Annotated in this window: 17 protein-coding genes; 16 read left to right on the forward strand and 1 reads right to left on the reverse strand. The window is 67.6% G+C overall.

Annotated elements, in window-relative coordinates; translation table 11 throughout:
- Positions 1 to 117 precede the first annotated feature (117 nt).
- Positions 118 to 1,092 carry a hypothetical protein gene (locus AB0B61_RS02910; protein ID WP_358427007.1) on the reverse strand — a complete coding sequence of 325 codons (975 nt, stop codon included), beginning with the start codon at positions 1,090 to 1,092 and terminating at the stop codon, positions 118 to 120.
- Positions 1,093 to 1,369: 277 nt separating this feature from the next.
- Here AB0B61_RS02910 and rpmE point away from each other — a divergent pair, with 277 nt between their 5' ends.
- The 16 genes from rpmE (at position 1,370) to AB0B61_RS02990 (ending at position 16,086) form a co-directional block, all read left to right on the forward strand.
- A complete protein-coding gene (rpmE, locus tag AB0B61_RS02915; protein ID WP_358427010.1) occupies positions 1,370 to 1,588 on the forward strand; it encodes a 50S ribosomal protein L31 in 219 nt (72 codons plus the stop codon).
- 89 nt (positions 1,589 to 1,677) lie between these two features.
- Positions 1,678 to 2,730, forward strand: coding sequence for a peptide chain release factor 1 (prfA, locus tag AB0B61_RS02920; RefSeq protein WP_358427013.1), 1,053 nt, complete (start codon positions 1,678 to 1,680; stop codon positions 2,728 to 2,730).
- Positions 2,727 to 3,581, forward strand: coding sequence for a peptide chain release factor N(5)-glutamine methyltransferase (gene prmC / locus AB0B61_RS02925; RefSeq protein WP_225290358.1), 855 nt, complete (start codon positions 2,727 to 2,729; stop codon positions 3,579 to 3,581). The genes prfA and prmC overlap by 4 nt, the downstream gene beginning before the upstream one ends.
- A 116-nt stretch (positions 3,582 to 3,697) precedes the next feature.
- Positions 3,698 to 4,345, forward strand: a complete 648-nt coding sequence (locus AB0B61_RS02930) for an L-threonylcarbamoyladenylate synthase (protein WP_225290359.1) — start codon at positions 3,698 to 3,700, stop codon at positions 4,343 to 4,345.
- A gap of 264 nt (positions 4,346 to 4,609) precedes the next feature.
- The gene (locus tag AB0B61_RS02935) at positions 4,610 to 6,610 is read left to right on the forward strand and encodes a hypothetical protein (protein WP_358427016.1); all 2,001 of its coding nucleotides are present in this window, start codon (positions 4,610 to 4,612) and stop codon (positions 6,608 to 6,610) included.
- Positions 6,610 to 6,987, forward strand: a complete 378-nt coding sequence (locus tag AB0B61_RS02940) for a hypothetical protein (RefSeq protein WP_225290361.1) — start codon at positions 6,610 to 6,612, stop codon at positions 6,985 to 6,987. Before AB0B61_RS02935 ends, AB0B61_RS02940 begins: the two co-directional genes overlap by 1 nt.
- 482 nt (positions 6,988 to 7,469) lie before the next feature.
- On the forward strand, positions 7,470 to 8,735 hold the full coding sequence (gene glyA, locus AB0B61_RS02945) for a serine hydroxymethyltransferase (RefSeq protein ID WP_358427019.1): 1,266 nt from the start codon (positions 7,470 to 7,472) through the stop codon (positions 8,733 to 8,735).
- A gap of 70 nt (positions 8,736 to 8,805) precedes the next feature.
- Complete coding sequence (locus AB0B61_RS02950; protein ID WP_358427022.1) at positions 8,806 to 10,104, forward strand: MraY family glycosyltransferase; 1,299 nt, start codon at positions 8,806 to 8,808, stop codon at positions 10,102 to 10,104.
- Positions 10,105 to 10,235: 131 nt separating this feature from the next.
- Positions 10,236 to 10,658, forward strand: a complete 423-nt coding sequence (locus AB0B61_RS02955; RefSeq protein ID WP_358427025.1) for a hypothetical protein — start codon at positions 10,236 to 10,238, stop codon at positions 10,656 to 10,658.
- Between the two features lie 65 nt (positions 10,659 to 10,723).
- Positions 10,724 to 10,939, forward strand: coding sequence for an AtpZ/AtpI family protein (locus tag AB0B61_RS02960; protein ID WP_358427028.1), 216 nt, complete (start codon positions 10,724 to 10,726; stop codon positions 10,937 to 10,939).
- A gap of 67 nt (positions 10,940 to 11,006) precedes the next feature.
- Positions 11,007 to 11,798, forward strand: a complete 792-nt coding sequence (gene atpB, locus AB0B61_RS02965; protein WP_358427031.1) for a F0F1 ATP synthase subunit A — start codon at positions 11,007 to 11,009, stop codon at positions 11,796 to 11,798.
- Between the two features lie 73 nt (positions 11,799 to 11,871).
- Positions 11,872 to 12,102: an ATP synthase F0 subunit C gene (atpE, locus tag AB0B61_RS02970; protein ID WP_344876161.1), complete on the forward strand. Its 231-nt coding sequence runs from the start codon at positions 11,872 to 11,874 to the stop codon at positions 12,100 to 12,102.
- A gap of 34 nt (positions 12,103 to 12,136) precedes the next feature.
- Positions 12,137 to 12,688 (forward strand): F0F1 ATP synthase subunit B, encoded by a 552-nt coding sequence (locus AB0B61_RS02975; protein WP_358427035.1) that lies wholly within the window; start codon positions 12,137 to 12,139, stop codon positions 12,686 to 12,688.
- Positions 12,685 to 13,506, forward strand: a complete 822-nt coding sequence (locus AB0B61_RS02980) for a F0F1 ATP synthase subunit delta (protein WP_357942668.1) — start codon at positions 12,685 to 12,687, stop codon at positions 13,504 to 13,506. Before AB0B61_RS02975 ends, AB0B61_RS02980 begins: the two co-directional genes overlap by 4 nt.
- Positions 13,507 to 13,530: 24 nt before the next feature.
- A complete protein-coding gene (gene atpA / locus AB0B61_RS02985) occupies positions 13,531 to 15,180 on the forward strand; it encodes a F0F1 ATP synthase subunit alpha (protein WP_358427038.1) in 1,650 nt (549 codons plus the stop codon).
- 3 nt (positions 15,181 to 15,183) lie between these two features.
- On the forward strand, positions 15,184 to 16,086 hold the full coding sequence (locus AB0B61_RS02990; protein ID WP_358427041.1) for a F0F1 ATP synthase subunit gamma: 903 nt from the start codon (positions 15,184 to 15,186) through the stop codon (positions 16,084 to 16,086).
- Position 16,087: the final 1 nt, after the last annotated feature.

Consider the following 16,087-nt stretch of genomic DNA (forward strand, 5'->3'; position numbering starts at 1 on the left):
CTGGGACGTCGAGCATCTGACATCCACGTACATCTGCGATGTCGACTACCTGACGTCCACGGCGGACATCTGCGATGTCGACTACCTGACGTCCACGGCGGACATCCGGGGCGTCGACTATCTGACGTCCACGAACTCCTGTGGCGACAGCGCGCTGCGGGTCTTGCTCGTGCCGGGCGCCTTGACGCGGAAGTAGCCGTCGTTCTTCATGGTGAAGGACCTGGCGTACTTGCCGGTCGAGTTCGTCTTCACGAAGCGCAGGAGCTTGTACGTCTTGGTGCCCTTGGTCTTGAAGTAGACCTCCAGGTTCTTCTTCGGAAACCCCTTGGAGCCGCGATAGACCTTGCCGGAGACCGTGACGGAGGCGCCCTTCCGTACTTTGGCCGGGGCCTTGATCGTGATTCTGACCTTGGCCTTCTTCGAGGCGCCGCCCACCGGGGCGACGACGGTGAAGGAGCTGATGCCCTTGAGCGACTGGCCGCCGCGGTTGGCGTACACCTCCAGCGTCCAGTCGCCCGGAGGCGTGTCGTCGCTGAAGAAGGTGCTGCCGCGGTAATAGCCGTCGGAGCCGCGCTCCAGGTCGCCCAGGTCGTAGGACTCGTTGGACTCCTCGCTGATGAGCTTGGCGGAGACCGACCCCGCATCGGTCACCGAAGCCTTCACCGAGACCTTGACGTCCTTGCCCTTGACCAGGCGCACCGGGTTGGGCGTGACGCCGCCGCTGGTGATGCCCTGCTTGCCGGAGACATTGAGGACGAAGGCGTTGTTCCCCGTGCCCGAGTCGCGCGGGACACTGACGTTCAGCTTCCAGTCACCGGCGGGGTCGTCCTTGCCGATGCCGAACCTGCCGGTGATCGTCGTCTCCGTGGCCTTGCTCGCCGGAGACGGCCGGAAGTCGAAGGACACGTCCCGTGCCGACTTGCCGGGCGGAGTGACGCTGCCGGTGACGGCCGCCGTGACGGTCGCCGGGTCCTTCAGCCTGAGAGTGACGCTGACTTCGATGTCCCGGTCGACCGGGATGAACGCGTCCGACGTGGCAGCCCCGTTGAAGTCGCTTCCAGCACTGGCCGCCTGCGCGGCCGAGAGGTTCACGCATCCGAGGAGAAGCGCGGCCCCCGTAGCGGTCGCGAGTAGCGACCGCAGCCCCTTCTTCATCTGATCGCAGTCCTTATGGGATAAAAGTAATGGTTTGTGCGCGGGAGCCTAATGTGACGACAGTGAGTCCGCTATAAGGTTCCGGGAATGCCCGGTGGCCTGGGACGGTTACAGCATCTGGCACACTGGTAGCTGACCCGCAGCGGTTCCGGCTCCCGCCCGCGTTTGATCGCGACTTCTGGCGACCCGGCGACCGCACCTCGAAAGGACAGCAATGAAGCCCGACATCCACCCCGCCTACAACGTGACCCAGGTCTCCTGCACCTGTGGCAGCACGTTCACCACCCGCAGCACCGCCAAGAACGGCGTCATCCACGCCGACGTGTGCTCGGCCTGCCACCCGTTCTACACGGGCAAGCAGAAGATCCTCGACACCGGCGGCCGGGTCGCGCGCTTCGAGAAGCGCTTCGGCAAGAAGTCCTCGGGCAACTAGCTTCACCGACGCCGACCCGGACGCACTCACGTGCGCCGGGTCGGCGTTCTTGGTGAAGAGACCGTTACACCCCAGACGAAGGACGCACGGTGAATCTCGACGAGTTGCTCAAGGAGTATTCCGAGCTGGAGCTGCAGCTCGCCGATCCCGCCGTGCACGCCGACCAGAACAAGGCCCGCACTCTCGGCAGGCGTTACCGGCAGCTGACCCCGATCGTGGGCACCTACCGTGAGCTGGCGTCGGCCCGCGAGGACCTGGTCGCGGCCAAGGAGCTGGCGGGTGAGGACGAGGGCTTCGCCGCGGAGGCGGCCGAGATCGAGGAGCGCATCCCGCGCCTCGAAGAGCGGCTCAAACACCTGCTCATCCCGCGTGACCCCAACGATGACAAAGACATCATCATGGAGATCAAGGCGGGCGAGGGCGGCGAGGAGTCCGCGCTGTTCGCCGGCGACCTGCTCCGGATGTATCTGCGTTACGCGGAGCGGCTCGGCTGGAAGACCGAGATCATCGACACCCAGCACTCCGACCTGGGCGGCTACAAGGACGTCACGGTCGCGATCAAGGCCAAGGGCGACGAGGGCGTGTGGTCCAGGCTCAAGTTCGAGGGCGGCGTACACCGTGTGCAGCGGGTGCCCGTAACCGAGTCGCAGGGCCGCATCCACACCAGCGCCGCGGGCGTGCTCATCTACCCCGAGGCCGAGGACGTCGAGGTCCAGATCGACCCCAACGAGCTGCGCATCGACGTCTACCGCTCCAGCGGCCCCGGCGGCCAGAGCGTCAACACCACCGACTCCGCGGTCCGGATCACCCACCTGCCGACGGGCACCGTGGTCTCCTGCCAGAACGAGAAGAGCCAGCTCCAGAACAAGGAGTCGGCGCTGCGCATCCTGCGCGCCCGGCTGCTGGCCATCGCCCAGGAGCAGGCCGAGGCCGCCGCGCAGGCCGAACGCAAGTCGCAGGTGCGGACGGTCGACCGTTCCGAGCGGGTTCGCACGTACAACTTCCCGGAAAACCGCATCTCCGACCACCGAGTCGGCTTCAAGGCGTATAACCTCGACCAAGTTCTCGACGGCGAGCTCACCGCCGTCACCCAGGCCCTCATCGACGCCGAAATGGCGGAGAAGCTCGCACAACACTCATGACATTTCTGCTGGACGAAATCGCCCTCGCCACCGCACGGCTGGCCGAGGCAGGTGTGCCCTCACCGCGTACGGACGCGGAGGAGATCGCGGCATTCGTCCATTCCGTGCGCAGGAGCGAGCTGCACACGGTCAAGGACGCCGACTTCGACGCGCTCTTCTGGGAGGGCGTCGCCAGGCGCGAGGCCCGCGAGCCGCTGCAGCACATCACCGGCCACGCCTATTTCCGCTACCTGGAGCTCGCGGTCGGGCCCGGCGTGTTCGTACCACGGCCCGAGACCGAGGTCATGGCGGGCTGGGCCATCGAGACGCTGCGCGCGATGGACGTCGCCGCGCCCCTGGTCGTCGACCTCGGCACCGGCTCGGGCGCGATCGCGCTGTCGATCGCCCAGGAGGTCGCGCTCTCCGAGGTACACGCCGTCGAGGTCGATCCCGGCGCCTACGGCTGGGCCAAGCGCAACATCTCCGAACACGGTCAGGGCCGCACCCACCTGCACCCGGACGACCTGGCCGAAGCCCTGCCCGAGCTCAACGGCAAGGTCGACCTGGTCATCTCCAACCCGCCCTACATCCCTCCCGGCGCGATCCCGCGTGACCCCGAGGTGCGCGACTACGACCCGTCGAGGGCCTTGTACGGCACCGGAGACGACGGTCTGGGCGAGGTACGCGCCGTCGAACGGACCGCGCGCCGCCTGCTGCGCCCCGGTGGCTGGGTTTCCGTCGAACACGCCGACGAGCAGGGCAGGGCCGTCTACCTGACGTTCCCCGAGGACAACGGCTGGCGGGACGTACGACTGCGGCAGGATCTGACCCGCAGGGACCGCTTCGTCACGGCCAGACTCGGCCAGGACTAGGATGCACGCGAGCGGCGCGGCCTTCTCCTGAGGCGAGAGGCCGCGAAGCGACCGAATGAGGAGGGGGGAGCCTCGAGAGCACCGCTCCCCGCCGAGCGGAGCGAGGCGATAAGACCGTGGGAAGACGCTTTGACTGCACGGACATGGAGCAGCGGGCCGAGGGCCTGACGGAGGCCGCCTCCGCCGTACGCCGCGGTGAGCTGGTGGTGCTGCCGACCGACACGGTCTACGGGATAGGCGCCGACGCCTTCACGCCCGCGGCGATCACCGCCCTGCTCGAGGCGAAGGGACGCGGCCGCGACATGCCGCCACCGGTCCTCGTCGGCACCGTCAGGGCGGCCAACGCCCTGGTCGACGACCTCGGACCGTACGGTCAGGACCTCATCGACGCCTTCTGGCCCGGCCCCCTCACGCTCGTCTGCAAGGCCAACCGGGCGCTGTCCTGGGACCTGGGCGAGACCAAGGGCACGGTCGCGCTGCGCATGCCGCTCCACCCGGTCGCGCTCGACCTGCTGAAGGAGACCGGCCCGATGGCCGTCTCCAGCGCCAACCGCTCGGGCGCTCCGGCGGCCGTCACGGCGGCGGAGGCCGAGGAGCAACTGGGTGAGTCGGTCGCGGTCTACCTGGACGGCGGCAAGACCACGGACAACACGCCCTCCACGATCCTCGACCTGACCACGGCGGTGCCGCGGATGCTCAGGCGGGGGGCGATACCGGTGGAGAAACTGCGCGGCATCATCGGCTACGTCGCCACCGACGACTGACCATCACCGGCTAGGCCACCACCGACGACTGACCACGGGGCCTGTCGGCTTGGTCTGTCCGCGCCGCCTGGCCTGTCCGCCTGGTCCGTCCGGCCTGTCTGGTCTGCTCGTCCCGCCGATTGGTGCGTTTGTTCGTACGGTCGGCGATCGGCGTGTACGGCTTGGAGGGACGCGTGACGTATACCGTCTGATTATCCCGGCTGCGGCGATGCCAGCAGGCCCTTACGGTGAAGTCCGGAGCGGCGAGACGTCCGGGAGTGACCCATGGGCAAGTTCGACGGCATGGATCCCAAGCTGGTTCGTGATTTGCTGGCCGAGGTTAAGCACGCGGTCACGCAGATGCGGTCGGTCGAGGGCCGTGTCGGGCAGGTCATGAGCGGGGCGGGTCTGGCCACCCAGACCACGCATCGCCCGGTCCAGGTGGCCGATGCCGCCGAGGTGATGGTCCGCGACGTGACGGCCCGGCTTGGGCTGCTGGAGAAGAAGGCCGATCATCCGCGGGTGGGGGATCAGCCCAAAGAGGCCGCGCCGACGGTGGGCAGCGACGCCGAGGACGGTGACGAGCCCAAGAAGGACCGAGGCGACGAGCGGTCCAAGTACGAAAACCCGCGAGCCGACGATGGCACCCCTGCCGACAAGCCGGACGCGAAGACGGGCGAGGACAAGCCCGACGCCAAGGCGGACGATAAGCCTGATGCGAAGACGGGTGAGGACAAGCCCGACGCCAAGGCGGATGACAAGCCGGACGCGAAGACCGACGACAAGCCGGACGCCAAGACGGGCGAGGACAAGCCCGACGCCAAGGCTTGTGATGATGACAAGCCGGATGCCAAGACGGGTGAGGACAAGCCCGACGCCAAGACGGGTGACGACAAACCGGATGCCGACGTCACCACGCCCGACACTGGTGACGAGCCCAAGGACGACGACATCGCCAGCCGGCGTGATCGCGGCGCCGACTCCGAGAGCGGGATCATCGACACCCCGGCCAAAGACCATCCCGACGACTCCGACCCGCACAAACCGCGGGTCATCGTGGTCGACGGCGTCAAGGTGCTCCAGGTGCCCATCGATCCGCCTACGGCCGAAGAGTTGCGGGCGTTGCTCGACAACATCGACAAGGTGCAGCCCGCCGAGATGCCCTCGGTCTCCGGCGACGCGTCCACGCACGGTACGGACGCCAACGCCTGGGCCAACGACGGCAGCGACGTGGTGTCCATCGATGCCAAGCCGCTGGACCCCGGCGCGCTGCCGACGGTGGTGGACCACGCGCGCGACATCCAGCCGGCCGAGATGCCGAGAGTGGAGGTCCCACCGGGCGAGTACGGCACGGGCGAGTGGGCACCCAGGCACATCAGCCCCGACGGCCAGACGGGGACGATCGACGCCGGCAACATAGCCGCATCCACCGGCCACACCCCATCAACGGGGGATATAGCCTCCGCAACCGGCACGCCGTCCGTAGACGACATATCAGGCTCGTCGGCGGACACGGCCGCCACAGCCCAGACGGCCGACTCCGCCCCAACAGCCCCGACTACGGATTCCACTCCGACCACGGATTCCACCGCGACGGCGGACGCGCCCACGACTTCTACCGACACCGGCGAGTGCCAAGCGACGGACACAGGAACGCGCTCCACCGGCGACGGGTCGGTGGTAACACCGACGGATCCGCCGGGTCAGCAGGTGCCGGACCACAGAGCGGGTGACGTGGCGCCGACCAACCCACCGGGTCAGCAGGTGCCGGACCACAGGGCCGGTGACGTGGCGCCGACCAACCCACCGGGTCAGCAGGTGCCGGACCACAGGGCCGGTGACGTGGCGCCGACCAACCCCTCGGGGCAGCGGGCCACGGATGTCTCGATGCCCACCGTCGGTGAACCGGTCGTGGTGCCGCCCACTGAGCCGTCGGCGGATCAGGGTGGCTCCACCGCGCCGCCCGCCAGCGACGGCGCGACGCCCTCGCCTGCCGACACCTCAACCCGCGATACCAACGCTACGACCGTCTACGCGGCGCAAAGGGCCGATGCGGGGAAGTGGGTCGGCGATGGCAGTGACGTCGTCTCCATCGACGTGAAGCCGCTGGACCCCGACGCGCTCAGGACCCTGGTCGAACACGCCCGTGACGTTCAGCCCATGGACATGCCGGGCGTGCAGGTCCCGCAGGGCGAGTACGGCAAGGGCGAGTGGGCGCTCAGAGACATTCAGCCAGATGGGCCGCCCGGCACGATCGAGCCGGGGACCCACGAGAGGAGCGTGTGATGTACCTGGACCCGCCCGCCCCTCAACCCCGCCAGCCGGGGGAGAACCCGCCCGTCAACGGCAACGGCAACCCCCTGGAAGCCCACCCAAGGGCCTGGGAGTTCAATCCCGAGTACCAGCGCCTGGTCACCGCCTGGCAGACCGTCCTACCCCTGCTGGAGAGCCTCACAACGGCCCTTGACAAGGCGTACCAGCTCGCCAAGAGCCCTCAGACGTGGGATGCCCCCGTTGGCACCCGCTACGTCGAGGACATCGGCGCGTGGCGCTCCAGGCTCGCCCTCTACCGCCAGGCCGTGCTGACGTCGATCAGCGAGGAGGCCGCCGACACGCCTCGCTGGGTGCCGAGCGCGATCGGCGCGCCCCACGCGTTCTCCTGACCGTCCGACTGCCCGCCCGGCGGCCGTCCCACTGGCCGTCCTACTGACCGCGCGGCTGGGCCGCGGGGCCTATCACCCGACTGGCCGGCCCACCGGCCGCTCGGCTGACCGTCTCACCTGGTGTGGTGGCCCCAACGGGTCCCTGGGTGTTTCGTCACACGACCGTCTCAATCCCTGTGACGTGCCGTCGTGCCTGGGGTCCCTGGAAGGGGTGCCCCCTACGGGGGTGCGGGGGATGACGGTCTGTCGTGGCAGGGGCGTCCATGGGGGAAGGCGACGGTCTGCGGTGGTTGGGGTCGCTTGGTGGGATGGCGTCGGCGGAGGTGTAGAAGGTGGCGGTCTGTCGTGGCTGCGGTCCCCCTCGAGGGCGGCAAGAACGGATGTGCGGCGAACGTTCGTGGGTAGCGCATCGCCTGCCCGTCTGAATGCCGGACCGGCCGTAGGGCATGGGAAAAACGGACAAATGGCCGTACAGTGGGAGGATGGGTGTACCGCCCTACTACGGTCCCGACTTCGGACGGCTCCAGCGGCAGGACCCCGAGCTGGCTCAGGTGCTGCTCGACGAGCTGGAACGGGTCCGCGGCGGTCTCCAGCTGATCGCGAGCGAGAATCTCACCTCCCCGGCGGTCCTGGCCGCCCTGGGATCCACCCTCACCAACAAGTACGCCGAAGGCTACCCGGGTCATCGCTACTACGGCGGCTGCGAGGTCGTCGATCGGGCGGAGCGGCTGGCGATCGAGCGGGCCTTGAGGTTGTTCGGTGCCGAGCATGCCAACGTGCAACCCCATTCGGGGGCCTCCGCGAACCTCGCGGCGTACGCGGCTCTGCTGCAGCCCGGCGACACCATGCTGGCCATGGATCTGCTGCACGGCGGTCATCTCACCCATGGCTCGAAGGTGAACTTCTCGGGAAGATGGTTCGACGTCGTGTCATACGGGGTACGGCGTGACACCGAACTCATCGACTACGACGAAGTGCGGGACCTGGCGCTGCGGCATCAGCCGAAGGTGATCGTCTGTGGGGCCACCTCCTACGCCCGGCTGATCGACTTCGCCGTCTTCCGCGGCATCGCGGACGAGGTGGGCGCCTGGCTGCTCGCCGACGTGGCACATCCGATCGGGCTGATGGCCGGTGGCGCCATCCCGTCCGCCGTGCCGTACGCGGACGTGGTCACGTACACCACGCACAAGGCGCTGCGCGGACCGCGCGGGGGCGGCATCCTCTGTACGGCGGAGCTGGCCGCGCGGATCGACCGGGCGGTGTATCCGTTCATCCAGAGCGGCCCCCTCATGCACGCCGTGGCGGCCAAGGCGGTGGCGTTCGGCGAGGCGCTGCGGCCCGAGTTCGGCGAGTACGCCAAGCAGGTGGTCGCCAACGCCCAGGCCCTGTGCGACTCGTTGGCGGCCGAGGGGATGCGGCCGGTGTCGGGTGGCACGGAGACGCATCTGATGCTCATCGACCTGCGCGAACTGGGCGTGTCGGGTGCCGAGGCCGAGCGGCGGTGCGCCGCGGCGGGGATCACGCTGAACCGGAATGTGATCCCGTATGATCCGGAGCCTCCGGCCGTGACGTCCGGGATACGTGTCGGCACGCCGTGTCTCACCACTCAGGGGATGGGGCCCCAGGAGTTGAAGGAAGTGGGGGCCCTGCTCGTGCAGGCGGTGCGTCATCCGGGCACTGCGGCCGAGGTCAGGGGCCGGGTTGCGGCCCTGGTGGGGGCCTTCCAGCCATATGACAGCCAATATTAAGAGCCAAAATTAAGCTGGTGTGTGTCGATTTCCGGTCACAGCCGGTCGGAGCATCCAGGAAACTAGGTCCGTGCGCGAATACCTGTTCATGGCGCTCATTGCGGCAGCGGTGACGTATCTGCTCGTCCCGCTGGTGCGCCGCTTCGCCATCCGCATCGGCGCCATGCCCGAGGTCCGCGAACGCGACGTGCACACCACGCCGACGCCGAGACTGGGCGGTCTGGCCATGTACGGCGGGCTGGTCGTCGGGCTGTTGGTGGCCAGCGAGCTGACCAACACCGGCAAGGTGCTGGCCGAGGCCGAAGGCAAGCCGGTGATGGCGTTGATCCTCTCGGGCGGCCTCATCACGTTGACGGGGTTCCTCGACGACTGGTGGGGCATGGACGCCTTCATCAAGCTGGCCGGCCAGATCGCGGCCGCCGGTGTGCTCGTCTCCTTCGGCCTGCGGCTCACCTACATCCCGCTGCCGAAGGACTGGGGCGGCTCCACCAGCCTCGACTACACGCTGAGCACCGTCATCACGATCATGGTCGTGGTGGTGGCGATCAACGCGGTCAACTTCGTCGACGGCCTCGACGGCCTGGCGGCGGGGATCGTCTGCATCGCGGGCATGGCCACATGGGCCTACTCGATCTTCCTCAAACAGAGCATCAGCGGCGACCGCATCGCCACCACGGCGGCCATCGCCGCCATCCTCATCGGCTGCTGCCTGGGATTCCTGCCGCACAACTTCCATCCCGCGAAGATCTTCATGGGCGACACCGGGGCGATGCTCATCGGCCTCGTGCTGGCCTCCTCGATCGTCACCGTGACGCCGGTCGACCCGTCGATCATCGAGGACATGAACAAGGTCCCGGTGCTGCTGCCGCTGCTCGTGCCCGCCGCGGTGCTGGTGCTCCCGCTCATCGACCTGGTCACCGCGGTCGTGCGGCGCACCTCGCACGGCATGTCGCCGTTCGCGCCCGACCGCGGTCACCTGCACCATCGCCTGCTCGACATCGGCCACTCCCACCGCCGCACCGTGCTGATCATGTACGCGTGGACGTTCCTGTTCGCGTTCGGCATCGTCGCGCTGTCCACGATCGGCGTGCCAGTCCTGCTGTTCCCGGTGGTCATCCTGCTCGCGCTCGGCGTGCTGGTCCTGATGGCCGCGCCGCGCTGGCGGGGCCGGGGCAGGGGCGGCCTCCACTCCCGCGGCAGGTCCGACGACGACGGCCCGCCCACCGGCCCCATGCCGCCGATCGTGCCGGAAGCCGAGGTCAGGCTGCAGGCGCCACCCTCGATGGGCCCGCCGTCCATCGGCCCGTCGCAGGAGCGCGCGAACGCCGCGGCGAAACCGGTCATTCCTGCCGTTCCAGGCCGTTCATGATCGCGAACTAGAAACGGCAGGTAAAAGCGGTCTTCAGTGAGCTTGTGATATCTTTCACGAGCAGGGGCCCCCAATGCACCGGCTTTGGGGGTAGCAAACGCTCGCTTGATAACATGCTTACTGGAGCACCGATGCAGGCCAACGACGTGCGCGTACTCAAAAGTGCCGCGATCCCCACCCTCGCGGTTGGGGTGGTCGCCGTGGTCGTGGCCCTGCTCCTGGCGGGAGCGAAGGGAGCGCTGGGCGCGGCCATCGGCGCGGCGCTCGTCGGTGTCTTCTTCAGCATCAGCGTGGTGGCCGTCTCCTACGCGGCCCGAGTGTCCCCGCAAATCATGGCCATCGTCGCGATGGTGAGCTACCTCATCAAAGTCATCGCCATCATGGCGATGCTGGCGACCTTCCGCGACACCACGGCGTGGAACAACAGGGCTTTCGCCTGGTCCGTCGTGGTGTGCACGCTCGTCTGGACGGCCTTCGAGGTCCGGGCGTTCATGAAGACAAAAATGCTTTATGTCGACCCCGAAGCCAAGGTCCCGGGGAACGGTGGCCCATGAGGCTGGTAAAGGGATGGGGTCCGATATGACTAGTCCTCTACTTGCCTGCTATCGTCGGCCCCGCGATGAGCGAACAGGAACGCCGACCGGAAGACGACGGTCAGGACTTCGCCAACGCCGCATGGTCGATCCCCAGCTACCTGCTCGCCGGGATGGCGATCTACGGCGGCGGCGGCTGGTTGCTGGACCGTTGGCTCGACACGTCCGCGTTCTTCCCTATAGGCGTCGTCCTGGGGATCGTACTGTCCGTGTACCTGGTCTACCGCAAGTTCGGTCGCTAGCCGCACGGCGCGACCACTTCGCTGAGGAAACCCTTGTGATCCGCTACGACGTTGAAGGGAACGCCGCGTGAGTGCGCTGACGGTCCTCGCCGACGATCAGTTCAAGGCGCCGACGCCTGATGAACTGTTCACTTTCGTCCCCATCATTCCCGGGGTGGACTGGTTCACCAAGCCGGTTCTTCTCGCGCTCCTCAGCTCGATCATCGTGATCGGCTTCTGCTGGGCCGCCTTCGCCAGCCCGAAGATCGTGCCACGGGGCGTCCAGAATGTCGCCGAATACGGCTACATGTTCGTCCGCGACCAGGTCGCCCGGCCCTTCCTGGGCAAGGACGCCGACCGGTGGATGGGCCTGCTGCTGACGCTGTTCTTCCTGGTCTTCCTGTGGAACATCATGGGCGTCATCCCGCTGCTCCAGTTCCCCGTGGCCTCGCACATCGCCTTCCCCGCCGTGCTCGCGATCTCGATCTACGTGCTGAAGGTCTACCTGGGCGTCAAGCATCAGGGTGCGATCGGCTACTTCAAGAACATGATGTTCCCGCCGGGACTGCCCAAGCCGATCTACGTGCTGCTGTCGCCGATCGAGTTCCTGTCGAACATGATCATCGCGCCGTTCACGCACGCGGTCCGACTGTTCGCGAACATGTTCGCCGGCCACATGCTCCTCGCGTTCTTCAGCATGGTGGGCTTCTGGTTCCTGTTCGAGAAGCTGACCCCGCTGGGCGCGGGTGTCGGTGTCATCGGCGTCATCATGACCATCATCTTCACCGCGTTCGAGATCTTCATCCAGTTCCTGCAGGCGTTCCTGTTCGCCATGCTGGCGTCGATGTACATCGGCGGAGCACTTCACGCAGAGCACTGAGAACCATCCATACCGGAATATCCATGACCGGTGGAGACACGCTTCACCGGCCGTCCAGTAAAGGAATACAGCAATGAGCGTTCTCGCTGAGGTCTCCGGCAACGTCACCGCCATCGGTTACGGTCTCGCCGCCATCGGCCCCGGCATCGGCGTCGGCATCATCTTCGGTCAGGGCGTGCAGGCCATCGCGCGTCAGCCCGAGGCCTACGGCCTGATCCGCCAGAACATGCTCCTCGGCTTCGTCCTCACCGAGGCCCTCGCCCTGCTCGGTCTGGTCGCGCCGTTCATCTTCGCGAACATCTGACGGCCAGACGAATCCCTGACGAAAGGCTGCATCCATGATTAAGGCAGCTACGCTCCTCGCCGCGGAGGAGGGCTCCAATCCCCTCATCCCGCACACATTCGAGCTTGTCGTCGGTATCTTCTCGTTCCTTGTCGTCCTCTTCGTAGTCGGTAAGCTGCTCGTCCCGCGTATCCAGAAGACGCTGGCAGAGCGGACCGAAGCTATCGAAGGCGGCATAAAGAGAGCGGAAGACGCTCAGGCCGAGGCCCTGAACCTGCAGAAGCAGTACCGCGAACAGCTGGCCGAGGCCAGGCAGGAAGCGGCTCGTCTCCGTGAGGAGGCTCGCGAGCAGGCCGCGGAGATCCGGGCCGAGCTTCGCGAGGAGGCGCAGGCCGAGGCCCGTCGTCTCGTCGAGGCGGCGCACGCCCAGATCGAGGCGGACCGGCAGGCGGCGTTCGCCCAGCTCCGTACCGAGATTGGCCGTCTGTCGACCGACCTGGCCGGCCGCATCGTCGGTGAGTCCCTGGAGGACGAGGCTCGGCAGAGCCGCGTCATCGACCGCTTCCTCGACGAGCTGGAGCGCTCGGACGCGCAGGCGGTGCGGTGAGCGACCAGATGAGGGGCCTCAGCAAGGACTCGCTCGCCGTGGTCGAGGAGCGGTTCAACGCTGTGGCGGGCTCGGCGGACCTGGGCCGGCTGGCCGAGGACCTCAACGCGATCGCGGACCTGCTGGACCGTGAGCACGGACTGCGCCGGGCCCTGTCGGACCCGGCCCGGCCCGGCGCTCAGAAGGCGCAGGTCATCCGGAATCTGCTCGATGGCAAGGTCAGCGCGGCCGCGCTCGCCACGGCCGAGGCCGCGGTCGAGGTCAAGTGGTCGCGCGCCGGGGACCTGGCCGACGTGCTCGAACGGCTCGGCGTCGTCGCCGCGGCCGCGGAGGCCGAGGCGCAGGGCAAGCTGGACGACGTGGAGGACGAGCTCTTCCGCTTCGGCCGGATCGTCGCCGCCAACCTCGAGCTCCGCCTGGCCCTCACCGACGCGGCCGCTCCCGAGGAGGGCAAGCGGCAGCTGCTGCAGGACCTGCTCGGTGGCCGTGCCGCCCCCACCAGCCTGCGTCTGATTACTCAGGTGGTCGTGCATCCTCGTGGGCGTAGCCTGGAGGCAGGCCTGGAGGAGTTCAGCCGGCTGGTGGCGCAGCAGCGCCAGCGCCTCGTCGCGACGGTGCGCACCGCGGTCGAGCTGACCGGGGAGCAGAAGCAGCGCCTCACGGCGTGGCTGCGCACCTCTTACGGTCGCGACGTGCACGTCAACGTCGAAGTGGATCCCCGAGTGCTCGGTGGTTTCTCGGTCCGCATCGGCGACGAGATCATCGACACCACCATTGTGGGACGAATCGAAGAAGTCCGCCGCCGGTTGGCCGGCTAGGGCGATAGAGGAGACAGAGAAGAGATGGCGGAGCTTACGATCCGGCCGGACGAGATCCGGGACGCGCTTGAGCGCTTCGTCCAGGCGTACGAACCGGAAGGCGCCGCGCGCGAGGAGATCGGGACCGTCGTCGACTGTGGCGACGGCATCGCCCATGTCTCCGGCCTTCCCTCGGCGATGGCGAACGAGCTGCTCGAGTTCGAGGACGGCACGCGCGGCCTGGCACTCAACCTCGACACCCGCGAGATCGGTGTCGTGGTCCTGGGCGACTTCAGCAGCATCGAGGAGGGCCAGACGGTCCGCCGGACGGGCGAGGTCCTGTCCGTGCCCGTCGGCGATGGCTTCCTCGGCCGCGTGGTCGACCCCCTCGGCAACCCGCTCGACGGCAAGGGCGCCATCGAGTCCGAGGGCCTGCGCGCCCTCGAACTCCAGGCCCCCTCGGTCGTCCAGCGGCAGCCGGTGAAGCAGCCGCTGCAGACCGGCATCAAGGCGATCGACGCCATGACGCCGATCGGCCGTGGCCAGCGTCAGCTGATCATCGGTGACCGTGGCACCGGCAAGACCGCGATCGCCGTGGACACCATCATCAACCAGCGCGACAACTGGGCGTCCGGTGACCCGGACAAGCAGGTGCGCTGCGTCTACGTCGCGGTCGGCCAGAAGGGCTCGACGATCGCCCAGGTGCGGGCTCGCCTCGAGGAGGCGGGCGCGCTCGAGTACACCACGATCGTCGCCGCCCCGGCGTCCGACCCCGCGGGCTACAAGTACATTTCGCCCTACACCGGTTCCGCCATCGGGCAGCACTGGATGTACCAGGGCAAGCACGTTCTCATCGTGTTCGACGACCTGACCAAGCAGGCCGACGCCTACCGCGCGGTCTCGCTGCTGCTGCGCCGTCCGCCGGGCCGTGAGGCCTTCCCGGGCGACGTCTTCTACTTGCACTCTCGCCTGCTGGAGCGCTGCGCCAAGCTCTCCAACGACATGGGCGCGGGGTCGATGACCGGTCTGCCGATCATCGAGACGAAGGGCAACGACGTCTCGGCGTTCATCCCGACCAACGTCATCTCCATCACCGACGGGCAGTGCTTCCTGGAGACCGACTACTTCAACGCCGGTATCCGCCCCGCCATCAACGTCGGTATCTCGGTCTCGCGAGTCGGTGGCTCGGCGCAGATCAAGGCGATGCGGAAGGTCGCGGGCACGCTGCGTCTGTCGCTGTCGCAGTATCGCGACCTGGAGGCCTTCGCGGCCTTCGCGTCCGACCTCGACGCGGCGTCCAAGGCTCAGCTGGAGCGCGGTCAGCGCCTGACGGAGCTGCTCAAGCAGGCGCAATACTCGCCGTTCTCGGTCGAGCGCGAGGTCGTGTCGGTCTGGGCCGGCACCACCGGTGAGCTCGACGAGGTGCCGGTCGAGGACATCCGCCGCTTCGAGTCGGAGTTCCTGGACTACCTGCAGAGCAAGCACAAGGGCGTCTTCGACAGCATCCGCGAGACCAACGATCTGCTGGACGACACGGTGACCGTCCTCAAGGACGCCATCACGGAGTTCAAGAAGTCCTTCACCACCTTCTCCGGCGAGCTCCTGGTCAAGGACGAGCCGGTCGCACCGCTCGAAGAGGGCGAGGTCGGCCAGGAGAAGATTCGCAAGGTCGTCCGCTCGGCGGAGAAGAAGTAGCCCATGGGTGCCCAGCTAAGGCTGCTGCGGCGGCGGATCAAGTCGGTCAAGTCGACCGCCAAGATCACCCGCGCTCAGGAGCTCATCGCCTCTTCGCGGATCGTGAAGGCGCAGATGCGGATGCAGGCGGCGCTGCCGTACGAGCGTGAGATCACTCGCGCCGTCACCGGCGTCGTCAGCAACGCGGCGAGCGTCGATCATCCGCTGACCGTGGCGAAGGACAATCCCACCAAGGCGGGCGTGCTCGTCGTCACCAGCGACAGCGGGTTCTGCGGCGGCTTCAACGCCAACGTCCTGCGCGAGGCCGAGGCCCTGCGCGGACTGCTGAAGAGCCGCGGGCTTGAGGTCGTCCCGTTCGTCACCGGCCGTAAGGGTGTCACCTGGCACTCCTTCCGTAACCGGACGATGGGCGGGCAGTGGGTCGGCTTCTCCAGGAAGCCCGCCTACAGCGACGCCAAGGAGATCGCCGAGCTGCTGATCGAGTCGTTCAAGGACGAGAACGGGATCGACGAGATCCACATCGTCTCGACCGAGTTCGTCTCGATGCTCACGCAGAACGTCGTGGTCAAGCGCATCCTGCCGCTGGAGGTCGAGGAGACCGAGGCGAGCGAGAGCGACGCGATCCCGCCCTACTTCGAGTTCGAGCCCACCGCGGCCGACGTGCTCGAGTCGCTGCTGCCGCGTTACGTGGAGTCCCGCATCTTCACGGCGCTGCTGGAGTCGGCGGCTTCAGAGGAGGCCGCGCGTCGCCGCGCGATGAAGTCCGCCACGGACAACGCCAACGAGCTGATCCGCGTGTTCACCATGCAGATGAACCAGGCTCGTCAGGCGGAGATCACCCAGGAAATCAGCGAGATCGTCGGTGGCGCCAACGCGCTCGCTGACGCCGCAGCGGGGAAAGAGTGAA

Source organism: Nonomuraea sp. NPDC049158, from assembly GCF_040648335.1.
Taxonomy (GTDB): domain Bacteria; phylum Actinomycetota; class Actinomycetes; order Streptosporangiales; family Streptosporangiaceae; genus Nonomuraea.